The 14,720-nt window shown below is 58.3% G+C and carries 19 protein-coding genes and 1 riboswitch; of the genes, 7 read left to right on the top strand and 12 right to left on the bottom strand.

What is annotated here, in order from left to right:
• On the bottom strand, positions 1–275 hold a 275-nt coding region (locus NW840_RS08260; RefSeq protein WP_414343599.1), incomplete at its 3' end, for a 2-phosphosulfolactate phosphatase.
• Positions 276–291: 16 nt separating this feature from the next.
• Entirely contained in the window at positions 292–1,065 is a 774-nt protein-coding gene (locus tag NW840_RS08255; RefSeq protein WP_414330211.1) for an ABC transporter permease, read from the bottom strand.
• Between the two features lie 62 nt (positions 1,066–1,127).
• On the opposite strand from NW840_RS08255, the gene purS reads away from it, so the two are divergent.
• Together purS and purQ are read left to right on the top strand one after the other, a co-directional pair.
• The gene (purS, locus tag NW840_RS08250) at positions 1,128–1,385 is read left to right on the top strand and encodes a phosphoribosylformylglycinamidine synthase subunit PurS (protein WP_011431952.1); all 258 of its coding nucleotides are present in this window, start codon (positions 1,128–1,130) and stop codon (positions 1,383–1,385) included.
• A 115-nt stretch (positions 1,386–1,500) separates the two neighbouring features.
• The gene (purQ, locus tag NW840_RS08245) at positions 1,501–2,178 is read left to right on the top strand and encodes a phosphoribosylformylglycinamidine synthase subunit PurQ (RefSeq protein WP_414343596.1); all 678 of its coding nucleotides are present in this window, start codon (positions 1,501–1,503) and stop codon (positions 2,176–2,178) included.
• Between the two features lie 30 nt (positions 2,179–2,208).
• Here the strand turns inward: purQ and NW840_RS08240 are convergent, their stop codons facing one another.
• The 3 genes from NW840_RS08240 to psbB form a co-directional block, all read right to left on the bottom strand.
• Positions 2,209–2,619 (bottom strand): response regulator, encoded by a 411-nt coding sequence (locus tag NW840_RS08240; protein WP_414343594.1) that lies wholly within the window; start codon positions 2,617–2,619, stop codon positions 2,209–2,211.
• Between the two features lie 399 nt (positions 2,620–3,018).
• Entirely contained in the window at positions 3,019–3,117 is a 99-nt protein-coding gene (locus tag NW840_RS08235) for a photosystem II reaction center protein T (protein WP_414343593.1), read from the bottom strand.
• Positions 3,118–3,242: 125 nt separating this feature from the next.
• The gene (psbB, locus tag NW840_RS08230; RefSeq protein WP_011431948.1) at positions 3,243–4,775 is read right to left on the bottom strand and encodes a photosystem II chlorophyll-binding protein CP47; all 1,533 of its coding nucleotides are present in this window, start codon (positions 4,773–4,775) and stop codon (positions 3,243–3,245) included.
• A 360-nt stretch (positions 4,776–5,135) separates the two neighbouring features.
• On the opposite strand from psbB, the gene NW840_RS08225 reads away from it, so the two are divergent.
• On the top strand, positions 5,136–5,432 hold the full coding sequence (locus NW840_RS08225) for a 2Fe-2S iron-sulfur cluster-binding protein (RefSeq protein ID WP_011431947.1): 297 nt from the start codon (positions 5,136–5,138) through the stop codon (positions 5,430–5,432).
• 85 nt (positions 5,433–5,517) lie between these two features.
• Positions 5,518–5,625: a photosystem II reaction center protein PsbM gene (psbM, locus tag NW840_RS08220; RefSeq protein WP_071818137.1), complete on the top strand. Its 108-nt coding sequence runs from the start codon at positions 5,518–5,520 to the stop codon at positions 5,623–5,625.
• A 138-nt stretch (positions 5,626–5,763) separates the two neighbouring features.
• On the opposite strand, the gene NW840_RS08215 is transcribed toward psbM, so the two are convergent.
• From NW840_RS08215 to NW840_RS08185, 7 genes are all read right to left on the bottom strand, one after another.
• Positions 5,764–6,150: a VOC family protein gene (locus NW840_RS08215; protein ID WP_414330014.1), complete on the bottom strand. Its 387-nt coding sequence runs from the start codon at positions 6,148–6,150 to the stop codon at positions 5,764–5,766.
• 210 nt (positions 6,151–6,360) lie between these two features.
• Complete coding sequence (thiC, locus tag NW840_RS08210; RefSeq protein WP_414343591.1) at positions 6,361–7,728, bottom strand: phosphomethylpyrimidine synthase ThiC; 1,368 nt, start codon at positions 7,726–7,728, stop codon at positions 6,361–6,363.
• Between the two features lie 5 nt (positions 7,729–7,733).
• A riboswitch (TPP riboswitch) is annotated at positions 7,734–7,835 on the bottom strand.
• A 112-nt stretch (positions 7,836–7,947) separates the two neighbouring features.
• Positions 7,948–8,685, bottom strand: a complete 738-nt coding sequence (locus NW840_RS08205; protein ID WP_414343589.1) for a DUF1995 family protein — start codon at positions 8,683–8,685, stop codon at positions 7,948–7,950.
• 40 nt (positions 8,686–8,725) lie between these two features.
• The gene (locus NW840_RS08200) at positions 8,726–9,190 is read right to left on the bottom strand and encodes a GUN4 domain-containing protein (protein ID WP_414330005.1); all 465 of its coding nucleotides are present in this window, start codon (positions 9,188–9,190) and stop codon (positions 8,726–8,728) included.
• Positions 9,191–9,241: 51 nt separating this feature from the next.
• On the bottom strand, positions 9,242–9,769 hold the full coding sequence (locus NW840_RS08195; RefSeq protein ID WP_414343588.1) for a hypothetical protein: 528 nt from the start codon (positions 9,767–9,769) through the stop codon (positions 9,242–9,244).
• Between the two features lie 355 nt (positions 9,770–10,124).
• The gene (locus tag NW840_RS08190) at positions 10,125–12,077 is read right to left on the bottom strand and encodes a bifunctional metallophosphatase/5'-nucleotidase (RefSeq protein ID WP_414343597.1); all 1,953 of its coding nucleotides are present in this window, start codon (positions 12,075–12,077) and stop codon (positions 10,125–10,127) included.
• 212 nt (positions 12,078–12,289) lie between these two features.
• Complete coding sequence (locus NW840_RS08185; protein WP_414343587.1) at positions 12,290–12,643, bottom strand: MGMT family protein; 354 nt, start codon at positions 12,641–12,643, stop codon at positions 12,290–12,292.
• A gap of 61 nt (positions 12,644–12,704) precedes the next feature.
• Between NW840_RS08185 and NW840_RS08180 the strand changes: the two genes are divergently transcribed.
• From NW840_RS08180 to ndk, 3 genes are all read left to right on the top strand, one after another.
• Positions 12,705–13,217: a hypothetical protein gene (locus NW840_RS08180; RefSeq protein ID WP_011431939.1), complete on the top strand. Its 513-nt coding sequence runs from the start codon at positions 12,705–12,707 to the stop codon at positions 13,215–13,217.
• Positions 13,218–13,266: 49 nt separating this feature from the next.
• Positions 13,267–13,938 (top strand): HupE/UreJ family protein, encoded by a 672-nt coding sequence (locus NW840_RS08175; RefSeq protein WP_011431938.1) that lies wholly within the window; start codon positions 13,267–13,269, stop codon positions 13,936–13,938.
• 87 nt (positions 13,939–14,025) lie between these two features.
• Complete coding sequence (ndk, locus tag NW840_RS08170) at positions 14,026–14,475, top strand: nucleoside-diphosphate kinase (RefSeq protein WP_011431937.1); 450 nt, start codon at positions 14,026–14,028, stop codon at positions 14,473–14,475.
• Positions 14,476–14,720: the final 245 nt, after the last annotated feature.

The raw sequence follows: 14,720 nt of genomic DNA, 5'->3' as shown, positions 1-14,720 counted from the left end.
CGGTCGGGAGTGTAGTCGAGGGGGGAGTTGCCCAGATCAAACCCCGCCACCGCTTTGCCCCCCCGTTCCCCGGCCAAAAGCCGCTGGGAAGCCGGCCAGTTTTGGCTTGCCTCTTGGAGCTGCTGCAGGTGGGCAAACACCTGTACCGCTTCTGCTCCTGCTGCCAGCGCTGTGGCAATGGTGGTGGTGGCCCGCAGCACATCAATGGCCACCGCACACTCCGGGATCCCAGATGAAGGCACCTGTTCGGGCGTATAGAAGTGGAAAAAACGCATGGGGGAAGAGGTAACGTCAGAACTCACGCCGGGCGAACACCAACACTGCCAGAATCAGCAGCAAAAGGGTGTAAACCAAGCCGTACAGTGCATCTCCGAGAAGTTCTGCTGGGGGCGGAACTTGGCCGTAAACCGCAGCATCTCTCAAATTGAGGCGCTCCAAATCCGGCAGGATCAAATAAATCACCTCAAACAGTTTGCCAAATCCGGCATCTTTCACCAGCTTGCTCAGTTGCAGCAGGGCGCGGCTGGCATGGCCCATCAGGAACAGGGCAATGGTGTAGAGGGTGGCCAGAATCGAGGAAGTGAAAACCCCGAACAGCAGGGCTGCGGCAACAATCAGCACCAGCTCTAAGAAAGTGAAGACTGTTGCCCAGAGAATGGCCAAAAGGGGGATCGGGGCCTGCACCAGCAGCAAGCTCAGCAGAAACACGACCGTCATCAGCAGCACCAGCACCGACAGCAGCGCCGATAGGCCCAGATGCTTGCCGACAATGAACTCTGCCCGGCTCATGGGTTTGGCGATCAGCACATACACCGTGCGTTTTTCAATCTCCTTATTCACCAGCCCTGTGCCCACGAAAATGGCCACGATCAGGCCGAAGAAGTGAATGGCTGCCAACCCCAGGTCGGCAATGATTTTGTTGTGGGCCTGGTTGGCCACCTGCGGGATCAAAACAGTGGCTCCCAGCATGGCCACCGCAAATACCATCACCAGGTAGAGAATCCGATCCCGAATCGTTTCCCGGAAAACGTTGTGGGCAATGGCCACCACGCGCGACGCATCCATGGCTGAACCCAAAGCTGTGATGATTCGACTGGTACACTGGTAACAGATCCAGCCTTTATTCTATGCAGTTCCAGGCCCAGATTCAGATTCACCTACGCCCCTCTGTTCTCGATCCCGCCGGGGCTGCGGTTCAGTCCAGCTTGCATCAGCTGGGGCATACCCAGGTACAGCAGGTGCGCATTGGCAAGCATATCCAACTGCAGCTAGAGGCCCCCGACGCCGAGACCGCCCACCGCCAGGTGGATGAGCTGTGCCATCAACTGCTGGCCAACCCGGTGATTGAGACTTATCAAATCCAAGTGGCTGCCATCGGTGGTTAATTTGATGGGTTCACGCGATTTGGGGTTGATCTGATGGCCATTCCAAAAATACCCCCAACCCCTCTTCCATCCCTCTAATCTGACCATCTTCTTTCCTCTCACTTAAGGGATCCCAATGGCTGGCGTGAGGTTTGGCGTTGTTGTTTTTCCGGGTTCCAACTGCGACCGAGATGTAGCCTGGGTAACCCGCGGCCTCTTGGGCTGCCCAACGCGGCTGATCTGGCACCGAGAGACGGATTTGTCGGAGCTGGATGTGGTGGTGCTGCCGGGGGGCTTCAGCTATGGGGATTATTTGCGTTGTGGGGCCATCGCTCGTTTTGCTCCGGTGATGGGATCCCTGAAGGAGCACGCGGCGCGAGGGGGCTATGTGCTGGGCATCTGCAATGGCTTTCAGATCTTGACAGAGGCGGGCCTGCTGCCGGGGGCGCTGGTGCGCAATGCCAACCTGCACTTTATCTGCGACCGAGTGGGGATCCGTATAGAACGGCAGGATCTTCCCTGGACAAGCGCGTATCCCCAGGGATCCACCCTAACCCTGCCCATCGCCCATGGGGAAGGCCGCTATACCTGCGACCCGGATACCCTCAAGCAATTGCAGGATCAAGGGCAGATCGTCTTTCGCTATGCTCCGGTTGCGCCCAACGGCTCTGTGGACAACATCGCCGGCATTTGCGATCCCAGCGGTCGGATCTTGGGTTTGATGCCCCACCCCGAGCGGGCAGCAGATCCTGATTTGCCAGGGCAGGATGGGATCCCCTTCTGGCAGTCGATTTTGCACAGCTTCGCCGCCTAATTCTTCTTCTCCATTCTTCTCCGGGACAGCTCACTCCTGCCTCGGCCCTTGAGACAACACCTGGCGAACTTGATTCACCATCTCCTCGTGATCCACCACTGGCTTGGCGATATAACCATCCGCCCCGCTCTGGGCCAAGAATGCCTCGCGGTCGCCCCGCATGGCGTGGGCCGTCACCAAAATAATGGGGATGGAGCGGCTTTTTGGATCCCCCTTCAGCAGTTGGGCAATGCGGATCCCGTCCACCGCCTCGCCGCGAAAGGTGCTCTGGGACAGGGAAACATCCAACAAAATGACATCCACCTCGTGCCCCTGGGCCAGCTTCAAAATCTGCTCCACATCCTGGCTGTGAAAGACCTCAAAACCTCCCCGCCGTCGCAACACCTTCTCAAAAACACGGGCGTTGATCGGATCATCTTCCACCAGCAGCACTGTTGCCATCGTTAACCCAATCTTGAATCTGAACCCAAGCTAAGCTGTCTCTGGGATCCCAAAAGCCATCCTAAGGCATCCTTAGCGAGTTCAATTTGAGCAGTAGGACAAGCGTTCTCCTACAGAGTACTGAAGAGTACCGAAAAGGGTCTCAGTAGCTCTGAGAACTCCCCCCTCCTCTCCCAAAAGGAAGGATCCTCAGGTTGCCGCTACTTGACTATTTATTTTGGAATCTTATTTTGGAATCACTCCATTCCGAGTTGCCGCTACCCAACCGCAAATAGGAAAGCCGGAGAGAGCTCCGGCCCCATCCAGAACTAAGCCTAAACCACAAATCTCAAAAGAGACTGACCTTCCCTCTGCCTTGCTTGAGCCCGGCACAGCAGGAACGGCAGCCACTACCCTGGGTTACTTCTTGGTAATTCTCGGAGTTTCCCGAAAGGCAACTGCGAAAAATAAAAGGCCCAACGTCAAAAACAGGATAAAGGTGTAGGTGATGACTTCCATACGAAACCTCCAAGTCAGAATTGCTAAGGATTGCTAAGGGGGGCTTGATTCCAGATTAACTCAGAGCCGCCAGCACCCCATCTCCAAAGTGAAGCAGAGTGCCGACGGCATCGCCGAAAAGGGCTCTAGGCTTCCTGCACCTTGCGGGTAGTGGGATCCCCTACTTTCTGGAAGACGCCGAACTCCACCATTTCCTCGCTCATATTGGGGTCAATACCGGCGAACACATCGCGGAAGAGGGTACGGGCGCCGTGCCAAATGTGGCCGAAGAAGAACAGCAGGGCAAAGACGGCGTGAGCAAAGGTAAACCAACCGCGGGGGCTGGTGTGGAAGGTGCCGTCCGCCTTGGGGGTTTCTCGGTCGAACTCAAACAACTGACCCAACTGGGCCTGGCGGGCATATTTCTTGACGGTTGCCGGGTCGGTAAACACCTGACCGTCCAGCTTGCCGCCGTAAAACTCCACCGTCACGCCCACCTGCTCAAAGCTATAGCGAGACTCTGCCCGACGGAAGGGAATGTCTGCCCGCACCACGCCATCGGCATCCCGCAGAATAACCGGGAAGGTTTCGAAGAAATTGGGCATCCGCTGCACCGTCAGCTCGCGCCCTTCGCGGTCACGGAACACTGGGTAGCCCAGCCACTCGATGGCAATGCCATCCCCTTTGTTCATGGGGCCAGCTCGGAACAGACCCCCCTTGGCCGGGCTGTTGCCCACGTAGTCGTAGAAGAGCAAAGATTTGGGCAGGGAGTTGTAGGCCTCGCTGCGGGTCATCCCGGCTTCCATAGCCGCATTTACCCGGCGGTTAATCTCCTGGTTGAAATAGCCAGAATCCCATTGGTAGCGGGTGGGACCAAACAGCTCCACAGGGGTAGTGGCGCTGCCGTACCACATGGTTCCGGCCACCACAAAACCGGCAAAAAACACCGCCGCAATCGAGCTGGAAAGCACCGTCTCGATGTTCCCCATTCGCAGAGCGCGATAGAGGCGCTGGGGTGGGCGTACCGTGATGTGAAATAGACCTGCAATGATGCCCACGATGCCTGCAGCAATGTGGTGGGCCACCACCCCTCCGGCGTTGTAGGGGTTAAAACCGGCTGGCCCCCATTCCGGTGCTACCGGCTGGACGTGTCCCGTCGTCGCATAGGGATCGCTCACCCACATCCCCGGGCCAAACACCCCCGTCAGGTGAAAGGCGCCAAACCCAAAGCAGAGGATCCCGGCCAACAGCAGGTGGATCCCAAATATTTTCGGCAGATCCAAAGCCGGCTCGCCGGTGCGGGGATCCCGGAACAGCTCCAGATCCCAGTACACCCAGTGCCAGCAGGCAGCCAAGAAGAGCAAGCCGGACAAAACGATATGGGCAGTGGCTACCCCTTCAAACGTCCAGAAGCCCGCATTGGCAACGCTCTCGCCGTAGATATTCCAACCGCCCCAGGAGTTGACCACCCCCAGGCGAACCATAAATGGCATGACAAACATGCCCTGACGCCACATCGGATTCAGGACAGGATCCGACGGATCGAAAATGGCCGTTTCATAGAGCGCCATCGACCCGGCCCAACCTGCTACCAGAGCGGTATGCATCAGGTGAACCGCGATCAGGCGACCTGGGTCATTCAGTACAACCGTATGGACCCGATACCACGGTAGTCCCATAAAGCTCGGTCCTCCACGTTCTCCAACACTTGCGCGATATCCAGTCAAAATTAAGCCGACATCTTACCTGGGATCCTGACCTGAGCAGTCTCTTCAGAGTCGGGGGGTGCCGCACCCGCTTGAACCCCTGAGCGCACCCAAGAGGATATCGCTCTCAGAATTTCCATCACGGGCATCAAACAGTATAACGAAACGCTACCGACCTGAGTGGCTTCAGGCAGGATGCCGTCTCACTTTAGGCATCATCTTCCCAGATCTCTCGCCAGAGATTAAAAATATGACTTAAAATGTTACAATACTTAGCAACTGTGAGCGCTCTCCTGGCTCAGGCTGAAAGGTGTCGTGGTTTCTGGCAGGGGTATGGCAACGATTCGCTTCGTCAACGAGAACCGAGAGATCTTCGTCGCTGAAGGCGCTAACTTGCGCTTGAAGGCTCTGGAAAACCAGATCGATCTCTACAAAATGATGGCCAAGCTGCTCAACTGCGGCGGCAACGGCCAGTGTGGCACCTGTGTGGTGGAGATTGTTGAGGGATCCGAGAACCTCTCCCCTCGCACCGAGGCAGAAAACCGCAAGCTCAAGCGCAAGCCCGATAGCTACCGCCTTGCTTGCCAGACCAAGGTGTTGGGGGATGTTTCGGTCAAAACCAAGCCCTAGCCTTGGCCCGCCCGTTTTCCCTTTGGGCAAGTCGTACTCAAGAGTGGTATGCTGACTGCCAGTTGGGCTTGTGGCATTTGGAGTTATGGAGACGAACTACCTGGGCATCTTGGCCACTCTCTTAGTCGTTCTGGTGCCCGCCATCTTCCTGGTGATTTTGTACGTGCAAACCTCCAGCAGATCTGGTGACTGAGTGGGCAGCTCCTGCCGATTCAAATTGGGCAAGGGGTATTCCTAAAGCCGGTCAAAAAGGGGATCCCCTGTGTACAAGAGGATCCCTTTGCGTTGGACAAACTGAGAGTACTTGGGGGAGCGCCCTCAAGGTGCTAAGTCAAGCTGTGGCTTGGGCTGCCTTGGCTTGGTCGAAGGTTCCCGCAGGTTCATACAAAAACTCAAACAGGTTGCCGTCGGGATCCTTGCCATAGAAAGAGGCCGTGCCATCCCGGTGGCTATGGATTTCCCCCACCAGGATCCCTTGGGATTTCAGGCGCTGGTGCTCTTGCCGAAGCTCCTCCAGGTTGTCGAAGACAAAGCCAAAGTGGGGCCCTGCTGCGCGATAGCCCGGCCCCAGCAGTGCCAGCCCATCCTCTCCCGCCTTCATGTAGGCCCAGTCGGGATCCTGCCAGACGTTAACCATGCCCAGCTTTTGGTAGAACTCCACCGCCTTGGGGATGTCTTCTACCCGGATGGCGACATGCCCGAGTTGTCTAAGTGCCATGTCATCCTCTGTGCTCAATTGAGCCAACTGCAACGGTTCTCCTCCAGATCAGCTTGACACACTCCCCACCCCGAAGGGTAGGGATCCCCGCAGCAAGACAGGGCTCTAGACCTGACTTCTTGAGAACTTGAGACAGGGATCCCAATCCAGTCCATAGGCGAGACAGACGATGGCCTTTTTCAAGCCTTCAGGGCAGGGATGGGCCAAGGCTTACCCTGTTGGCTGCGCGGCCAAGAACCGCTCCAGCTCGCTCAAAGCCTCTGCATCCATCTTGGTTTGCATAGGGCAAAACTTTGGCCCACACATGGAGCAGAACTCTGCCGTTTTGTAGATATCTGCCGGCAAGGTTTCGTCGTGATATTCTCTGGCGCGTTCTGGATCCAAAGACAGTTCAAATTGTCGGTTCCAGTCGAAGTTATAGCGAGCTCTGGACATCTCATCATCCCGATCCCTGGCACCGGGGCGATGACGGGCAATATCGGCAGCATGGGCGGCAATTTTATAGGCAATTAAGCCGTTGCGCACGTCCTCTGCATTGGGCAAACCCAGGTGCTCTTTGGGGGTGACATAGCAAAGCATGGCTGCCCCGTACCAGCCAGCCAAGGCCGCCCCAATGGCGGAGCTGATGTGGTCATAGCCTGCCGCAATATCGGTTACCAAAGGCCCCAAAACGTAGAAGGGAGCTTCGTCGCACTCCTCCATTTGCTTGCGCACGTTAAATTCAATTTGATCCATCGGCACGTGCCCCGGCCCTTCTACCATCACCTGCACATCGTGCTCCCAGGCCATGCGGGTCAGCTGGCCCAGGGTTTTCAACTCCGCCAGTTGCGCCTCATCAGAGGCATCGTGCAAACATCCCGGTCGCAAAGAATCTCCCAGACTAAAAGAAACATCGTATTTCTTGAAAATCTCGATAATGTCGCGGAAGTGGGTATAAAGCGGGTTTTGTTTGTGGTGGGCCAACATCCAACGGGCCAGGATCCCACCCCCACGAGAAACAATTCCCGTCAGGCGGTGGCGTACCAACGGAAGATATTCGATCAGGATCCCGGCATGGATGGTCATGTAGTCCACCCCTTGCTGGGCCTGCTTTTCGATAATATGCAAGATATCTTCTGCCGAGAGTTTTTCGACATTGCCATGCACGCTTTCTAGGGCCTGGTAGATGGGCACCGTGCCAATGGGCACTGGAGAAGCTTGGATAATGGCTGTGCGAATTTCATCCAAATCGCCCCCGCCGGTGGACAGATCCATAACGGTATCGGCGCCGTATTTGATGGCCAATTTCAGCTTTTCCAGCTCTTCGGCCAAGCCGGAAGAAGTAGGGGAAGCGCCAATGTTGGCATTGACTTTGCACCGGGAAGCGATCCCAATGCACATCGGCTCGAGGTTGGTGTGATTGATGTTGGCAGGGATGATCATGCGACCCCGGGCCACTTCCGAGCGGATCAGTTCAGGCGGCAGGTTTTCCCGCTGGGCCACATACTCCATCTCTTCGGTAATCACGCCCTGACGGGCAAAGTGCATCTGCGTTACATTTGCTTGCCCACGGCGACGGGCAACCCATTCGCTGCGCATGTTGTCAACTCCAGTGCTCGCTTTCCTACGCTGGTATGAACCAGATCAGGTTCTGAGGATGTAATCTCAGCCTGGGGGGGGATCCCCAGACACTCCTAGCGTGGTGTGATCATATCACCGAAATAGAGATGAGGCGGGGAGCTTTATAGTCTTTATTAAAAGAGTTTGAGATAGTACTAACCCTCACCCCTGGCCTTTCTCCCCATGAGATCCTGACCCTCACAGGGATCCCAGCCAGCGCCGCCAGCTCCACCAGGGATCCTTTCCCTTGCTGGCCCTGAACAGTTCGGCCACTTCCTCGCCGGTGGGCTGGGCAATAAAAGTCTTCAAGACGCTGTAGAGGCCGGGCTCTTCCTGCTGCCACACGCTCCAGGGATCCGGATAGGCCCGAAACAGGGCCCCCTCCACCAGGGAGCGCAGGTAGTAGCTGGTCTCAAAGGTGCTCAGGAACCGCTGCCGCAGTCGGCGACCGGCCAGACCCACCCCCACGGTGGCGGCATCCTGCAATTGGGGGTTGAGGAGAACGACGGGTTTGGGATCCCGTCCTTTGGAAGCCAGCCCAGAGGGATCCCCGCCACTGACCGCTTGGCAAACCCGCTCCACCTGATCCAAGCTGTAAACCGCGGGCATCACCAGCAGGAGGCTCTGTTCTGGGGTAGGTTGAGTCCGGGAAGTCAAGCTCTGTAATTCAATCCCTTCTGGCAGGGATCCCCATTCCCGCTGGGCCAGGGCTGCTCCGCCGGCATCGCTGAATAGCACCAAAGCAGGCGGTTGCAGCAGCTCCAAAAACGGACGGGCCAAGACTTCCGGTTTAATCTCAGGAGCCAGGATCTCAATGAGCAGGCGGCGATATCCTGCTTGCATAGCCAGCCGTGTAGCCTGGATGGCCTGCTCACAGGCCTGGGCCAGGTCGATGGGCAAGTTGGGAAATTGGGTTAGTTGCAGTTGCTCGGCCACAGTCTAGTCCAATTATGATTCAGCCAGTAACCAGGGATGCTCAGCCAGACACTTCTTCCCAAGCCTTGTGGGTGAGCAACTCCTCCAGAACCCGCACCCCCCGCAGTTGGTTGGAAAGGGGCAGGTGGCCCTTGGGGGCGGAGAGATCCCAGATGAACTCGTCGGGGTAGCGAGTCCAGTGGTAGCCCTGTTTCCAGCCGATGAGGGGCCAAAGGCGCTCCCAGTTGCGGTTCACCCCCAGCCACAGTTGCCGCTGCACCGAGTAGCCAAAGCGATCCCCGGAGGCCGCCCGCCACAGGCGATCGATCGTGCGCAGATCCTCGACCGGGATCCGGCTCACCTCGGAAAAATACAGCCAGCCCCGCCGCGCCGCCCCCTCTCCTGCCGCCCGACATAGCAGTTGTAGGCTCAGCCGATCCGCCTCCAGCCAGGCTCCCGCCGATAACAGCTCCTGTAGAGGACGATAGTCGATATTCAGGGCTGAAGTCAGAGGGACGGTCACCATTGCCAAGTTGCAAAAGGTCTCCCTTGATTTTAGTCCCTGCTGTCCGTCCCCTCAGGTTTCAGGCGGGTACTTGGGCGGATCCCCGAAGATGATGCGATAGCCGATGTACGCCACCCCCAACAGCCCTGCCAGGATCCACAAGAAAGCCGAAAAGGGTAGGCGGGAAAAGAAGACAAGATAAACCCGGCGACTGAGCCAAGAAAAAATAAGATAGACTGCCGCCAAAATGCCGATCCCTTGCAAGGTGCGAAAAGCCGGCACCCGCGAGAGAGGCATGCGCTGCCGCGCCACCCAGATGGAGCTAAGAAAAGTCCAGGGAGGCACCAGCAGCAAGAACATATCCGCCTGCTTCACCACCGCCTGCCAGCCGGCGGTGTTGGTGGCATAGGCCAAGTAGCCCGCCCAGAGGACAAGAGTTACCGCTCCCAAGCCGATACTTAAGCTGAGCAAAAAAGGCTCCTCCCATTGGCCTGGGATCCAGTCGCAGAGAACCCAAACCACCCAAGGGGTGGCAAAGAGCAAAAGCGCAATGGCTAAGCCATTGGCGTTGAGCTGGGTAAAAAACGTCTCCAGGGTCATGAACAGCAAAAGGAGCGAACGTCACCCTTGATGGTAATGATTCCTCCTTGAGGAAGCAATTCAATCCGTATACAAATCCACCTATTGTGGGCAATGCCCGCAAGGTTCACGGCCCGCCTGGGCATTCCGGTAAATGTTGCCAAGCAATGACAGCAGGTCCTGCATCGAGCTTTCTGGAAATAAAGAAAAGGGATCCTTGACACTGGCCAGGGATCCCTTCCTAAAAAGCTCAAGACATTTCTCCGGCACGCTGCTGAGGCAACTCATCCAAGCCAATCTCTCCTTTGGCAAGAAGGAAGCCCGGCACCGGATTACCACTCCTCTGGACCAATCTGCCCCAGTCTGTTAACCCAATCTACAGACCTTGCAGCACCGTATCTGGGCGGGCCGACAGGTTCTGGATGCGGGTATCCTGGGCCGGCGGGGTGTCCGGTTCGGTGAACACGCCGATCTGCCGCAAATACCGAGCCAAGGCATCTTGCTCGCTGCCGGGGGTGTCGAAGGTAATGCCAGAGCTGGGGGCCAAGTTGACCCGGTTGGGGTTAGACAGGCGAGGGAAGGGATAGTCATCCCCACCATTGGCCAAGAAGTCCAGGGTCACCAGGCGGAAGGTGCGTCTGGGATCCCCTTGCACTTGGCCGTTGCGCACCACCACATCCCGACCTGTGGGCGTATCCACCCGCAAGGAGAGGACGCGGGATCCCGGTGGCCGCGAGGGATCAAAGCTAAAGGCAAAGCCGCCAATTTGGGGGAAGCGGCCCGGCGTAGCTCCCGGCTGGGTTTGCGCCACCCCGTGTTCCACTATCTGCTTCAGTTCCTCAGCGGTGACGGTCAACAGAGAGAGGCCGTTGTTAAAAGCAAGGGCCGTTTCGATGTCCAGCTGAGAGATTTGACCGGACTGCTTGCCGGCTTCAGGGTTAGCCACCGGTGGGATGCGCCGCACCGGCTCACCGCCGCCGCTGCCGGTGGTAGCCCCAATGGGAGCGCGAATGCCACCGCCATTTTTCAGGGAGATAACCGTAGAAGGATCGACCGTTCTGGCGTAGGCCAAGTTGGCATCGGCAGTGAGGTTGCCCAGGTTGGTTTCCTCGGTGCGCACCTCTGCCCGCAGGCCGTTGAGAAATTGGGTGGTGGAGCCGAAGGTGCGGCCATCTTTGGTGCGGATGATGTTGCCAATTTCGTTGGCTATCCGCACTACGTCAGGATTGGGGGTGCCCCTGACAGCTGCTACCCCTTGGTCGTCGGTGGCATAGGCACCGCTCACCGGGTCAATGCGGGCAATAACCCCGTTGGCGTCAAAGCTGACCACCAGGCGGCCCACGTAGCGATAGTTGGAGCCGGTGTTGACCACCGCCACCGGTTGACCACTGGCGGAGGAGCGCAAGATGGGGTAGTCACCCCTGCGGGTATCGGGCAAATCAGTGCGCAGGCGATCGGTGGGCTTGGCGATCACCTGGTGGGATCCGCCGGCAATGATGATGTCCACATTTCGCAATTGGCTGGCCAGGGCTACCTCGTTTTGCAACTGTTGCAGATGGGCTAGGAGGATAATTTTGTTGATGCCCTGAGCGGTGAGTTGATCGACGAAGCCCTGGATTAGAGCGGCACTCACCTGGTCAGTATCGTCCACCCTGCCTTCTACCCTCACCTCGGGGCCGGGGCTAGAGATGGCCGCCAAACGGGTGGTGGTGGCTCCCACCAGACCGATCCGCTGCCCTCCTACCGTGATCACCGCCGTCTTGGCGATCTTGCCGCGGATAGAGCTGGCCTCTTGACCATCAGCAGCAAAGTCAGAGCTAGCCAATTCGCCGGTACCGCTGAAGCTGAGGTTGGCGCTCAAGTAGGGAAAACGAGCCCCAGCGTAGCCGCGGCCAGTGTCGGGCCGGATGAGGTCGCGAATTTGGCGCGTGCCCTGGTCGAACTCGTGGTTGCCGAAGGCAGCCGCCTCAAAGCCAATGGCGTTGATGATCTCGATATCGGCTTTGCCAGGGGTGAGGTTGTAACGGCCTTGCAGAGACCGATCCGTGCTGGCATTGTAGAAGGGGCTGGGAATATAGTTGTCCCCACTGGAGAGCACCACCGTATTTGGGAATTGGGGGCGCAGAGCGTTCACCACCGCCGAGAAGCGCGGCGCATCTTGTACGGCAGCGATCGAGGCTTCCAAGTCGCTGGCATGTAGGATTTGCAGGGTAAAAGCGGGCGGCTGAGTCGAGAGAGCCACATTGGGATCCGAGGCGATAAACCCAGCCCCTCCGCCGGTTGGGGGAACCGAGCTGCTGCTACCGCAGGCGCTGGCCAGGCTCAGCACCAAACACCACAACCCGACCCACAGGGACCTGGCCAGAGGGTTCAGCCAATCCGGGAGCCATCTCTTGGCAGGGGCAGACCCTCGAGCACGGCAAGCTGGTTTCATGACAATTCCTTCACTCCATCCACAAGAGAGGACGCATCCGCGTTCACGTTACCAGGGGTGGGATGGGGGTTTCGTTATGGCCTGTCTAAGGTTAGGTCAAGTTTAGGTTAAGCTTCCCATGGATCCCAGCCGAATTGCTGCAGATCCACCCGACCTTGGGCGTCAAAGCGGATCCCTTCCGCCTGCAGCAGTGCCTTTTGCAGGTCGTCGTAGCCGAGGCGAAAGGGGGAGTAGGAAATGCAGCCCTGGGCGTTGATCACCCGGTGCCAAGGGATGTCGGTGTTTTGGCCTTGCAGGCGAAACAAAGCATAGCCCACCTGGCGAGCATAGCCGGGGTAACCGGCAACCCGCGCCACCTGCCCATAGGTGGCCACTCGGCCCGGCGGGATCCGCCGCACCACTTCGTAAAAGCGCTGGTAGAGGCTAGTAGATGGAGCGCTAGTGGAGCCAGACTGGGTCACAGGGATCCTCGCTCAAACTTGGCAGACAATAAGATGTGGAACGGATTGGATCCCCGGGTCCATGAGCTATTTAATCGCGGTACTGCCGGATCGCATAGCCGCTGAGGCGGCCTACAGCGCCCTGGAACAAGCCGGCTTTTCCCTGGAGCGATTGCATCTGCTGGGGCGGGGCTACAAGAGTGCCGACGAGTTTGGGCTGATTGACCCGGCCCAAGCGGCCCGCCGTCAGATGCGGCGCCTGGCCATTTGGTTGGTGCCCTTTGGCTTTTTGGCCGGGGTGGGGTTCAGCGTTTTGAGTGGTTTGGATACCTTTGCCTGGGCGGGACCTATAGGCAACCACCTGATCGGCGGCCTATTGGGCGCGATGGGCGGGGCCATGGGCAGCTTTTTCGTCGGCGGCGGAGTGGGCTTGTCTGGTGGCTCCGGCGATGCTTTGGCTTACCGCAACCGCCTCGCTGCGGGCAAGTACGTGCTCATTGTGGAAGAAGAGAACGAAACCCGCCTCCGCGAAGCCACGCGGATTTTGCGCCAGTTTGAGCCGGAAAATCTGCAAGGGTACAGAGAGCGCCCCTAGACTGGGAGATCTGGGCAGCTATTGAGAGAACTCAGGGAGGTCCAAAAGCATGTCTTGGCTGTGGCAGCAAGTCCCATCGCCGCTTGGGCGGTGGCGGAAGGAAGGGATCCCCAGCTTTGCCGCTGCTGGGGGTGCACTGGCAGTTACGGGGTTTTTTTCGCCGGCTTTTGCCCACCACGCCCTGGGAGGGAAACTGCCTGCAACGGCCTGGGAGGGATTTCTCTCCGGGCTGGCTCACCCTGTCATTGGCTTGGATCACCTGGCCTTCGTCGTGGCCATCGGTCTTGTAGCGGCGGGGCAGCCCTGGCGCTATGGGATCCCGCTGGGCTTTGTGCTAGCGGGTCTGGTGGGCACTGGGATCCACCTGGCCGGCTGGGATCCCCTGGGACTGACGGAGCTGGCCATTGCCTCTTCCGTGGTTCTCTTCGGCTTGCTGCTGGTGCAACCGCGGCAGATCCCAAGTTGGCTCTTGCTAATAGGGGGATCCCTGGCGGGGCTATTCCATGGCTATGCCTACGCCGAAACCATTATCGGCGCCCAACCCATGCCTTGGGTGGGATATCTACTGGGGTTGAGCACCGTCCAGTATGGGGTAGCTCTCCTGGCCCTTTGGGCAGCAGAACGCTGGGGGTTGCGGATCCCTGGCTTAACTCGCTGGGCCGGCTGGGCGATTACAGTGGTGGGGGCTGCCTTCCTGACCTTGGCAGTGGTGGGCGCGTAAAAAGCGCTAATTTTGCTCCCTTGCGCTTGGGATCCCCGATCCGGTACAAGGATAGCGGTGAAGATCTGTAAAACGAGGGGAGATCCCATGGAGCGCACCTTTATTGCCATCAAGCCAGACGGCGTGCAGCGGGGGCTGGTGGGCACCATCATCCAGCGCCTGGAGAGCCGGGGCTACCAATTGGTGGGCCTGAAGCTGGTGCAAGTGAGCCAAGAGCTGGCGGAAGCCCATTACGCCGAACACAAGGAGCGCCCCTTCTTCCACAGTTTGGTGAAGTTCATTACCTCGGGGCCGGTGGTGGCTATGGTCTGGCAGGGCAAAGGGGTGATTGCTGCCGCCCGTAAGCTCATCGGCAAGACCAACCCCCTGGAGGCAGAACCGGGCACCATTCGCGGCGATTTTGGCATCGACATTGGCCGCAACCTCATTCACGGCTCCGATGGAGTTGAAACCGCGCAGCGGGAGATCGCCCTTTGGTTCGATGAGTCGGAATTGGTGAGCTGGACACCGGTTGCCCAAAGCTGGATTTATGAGTAGGTACTTGCTGCAGGCAAGGGGTAGTCGTGTTCGCAGGTTCCAGACCGGAAGTAGTGCAGAGCGCTAGGGCCGTGTTTCGAACTGGCTTCGGCTGGCCGCAAGCGGCTCTGTTGGAAGTGCCTTGAACCACCCCTTCTCTGCCAAAACTCGAGCGGCAAGCAGGATCTGTTTGCTAGTAAACTACCCGACCCTGACTGCTTCGCAGTACAGGGCGGGCTTAAGGCCTCCGGCCCGCTGGCGCGAAC

This window comes from Synechococcus sp. R5-13 (genome assembly GCF_047462015.1).
Taxonomy (GTDB): domain Bacteria; phylum Cyanobacteriota; class Cyanobacteriia; order Thermostichales; family Thermostichaceae; genus Thermostichus.
The sequence above is the reverse complement of the archived record's forward strand: the minus strand, read 5'-3'. Positions and strand labels throughout refer to the sequence as shown.

Excerpts from the sequence above, each read along its gene's own strand:
- NW840_RS08240 (WP_414343594.1), bottom strand. The coding sequence starts at position 2,619 with ATGGCAACAGTGCTGCTGGTGGAAGATGATCCGATCAACGCCCGTGTT.
- psbM (WP_071818137.1), top strand. The coding sequence starts at position 5,518 with ATGGAGACGAACTACCTGGGCATCTTGGCCACTCTCTTAGTCGTTCTG.
- NW840_RS08225 (WP_011431947.1), top strand. The coding sequence starts at position 5,136 with ATGGCAACGATTCGCTTCGTCAACGAGAACCGAGAGATCTTCGTCGCT.
- purQ (WP_414343596.1), top strand. The coding sequence starts at position 1,501 with ATGGCTGGCGTGAGGTTTGGCGTTGTTGTTTTTCCGGGTTCCAACTGC.
- NW840_RS08235 (WP_414343593.1), bottom strand. The coding sequence starts at position 3,117 with ATGGAAGTCATCACCTACACCTTTATCCTGTTTTTGACGTTGGGCCTT.
- NW840_RS08180 (WP_011431939.1), top strand. The coding sequence starts at position 12,705 with ATGAGCTATTTAATCGCGGTACTGCCGGATCGCATAGCCGCTGAGGCG.
- NW840_RS08255 (WP_414330211.1), bottom strand. The coding sequence starts at position 1,065 with ATGGATGCGTCGCGCGTGGTGGCCATTGCCCACAACGTTTTCCGGGAA.
- purS (WP_011431952.1), top strand. The coding sequence starts at position 1,128 with ATGCAGTTCCAGGCCCAGATTCAGATTCACCTACGCCCCTCTGTTCTC.
- NW840_RS08215 (WP_414330014.1), bottom strand. The coding sequence starts at position 6,150 with ATGGCACTTAGACAACTCGGGCATGTCGCCATCCGGGTAGAAGACATC.
- psbB (WP_011431948.1), bottom strand. The coding sequence starts at position 4,775 with ATGGGACTACCGTGGTATCGGGTCCATACGGTTGTACTGAATGACCCA.
- thiC (WP_414343591.1), bottom strand. The coding sequence starts at position 7,728 with ATGCGCAGCGAATGGGTTGCCCGTCGCCGTGGGCAAGCAAATGTAACG.
- ndk (WP_011431937.1), top strand. The coding sequence starts at position 14,026 with ATGGAGCGCACCTTTATTGCCATCAAGCCAGACGGCGTGCAGCGGGGG.
- NW840_RS08175 (WP_011431938.1), top strand. The coding sequence starts at position 13,267 with ATGTCTTGGCTGTGGCAGCAAGTCCCATCGCCGCTTGGGCGGTGGCGG.
- NW840_RS08200 (WP_414330005.1), bottom strand. The coding sequence starts at position 9,190 with ATGGTGACCGTCCCTCTGACTTCAGCCCTGAATATCGACTATCGTCCT.
- NW840_RS08195 (WP_414343588.1), bottom strand. The coding sequence starts at position 9,769 with ATGACCCTGGAGACGTTTTTTACCCAGCTCAACGCCAATGGCTTAGCC.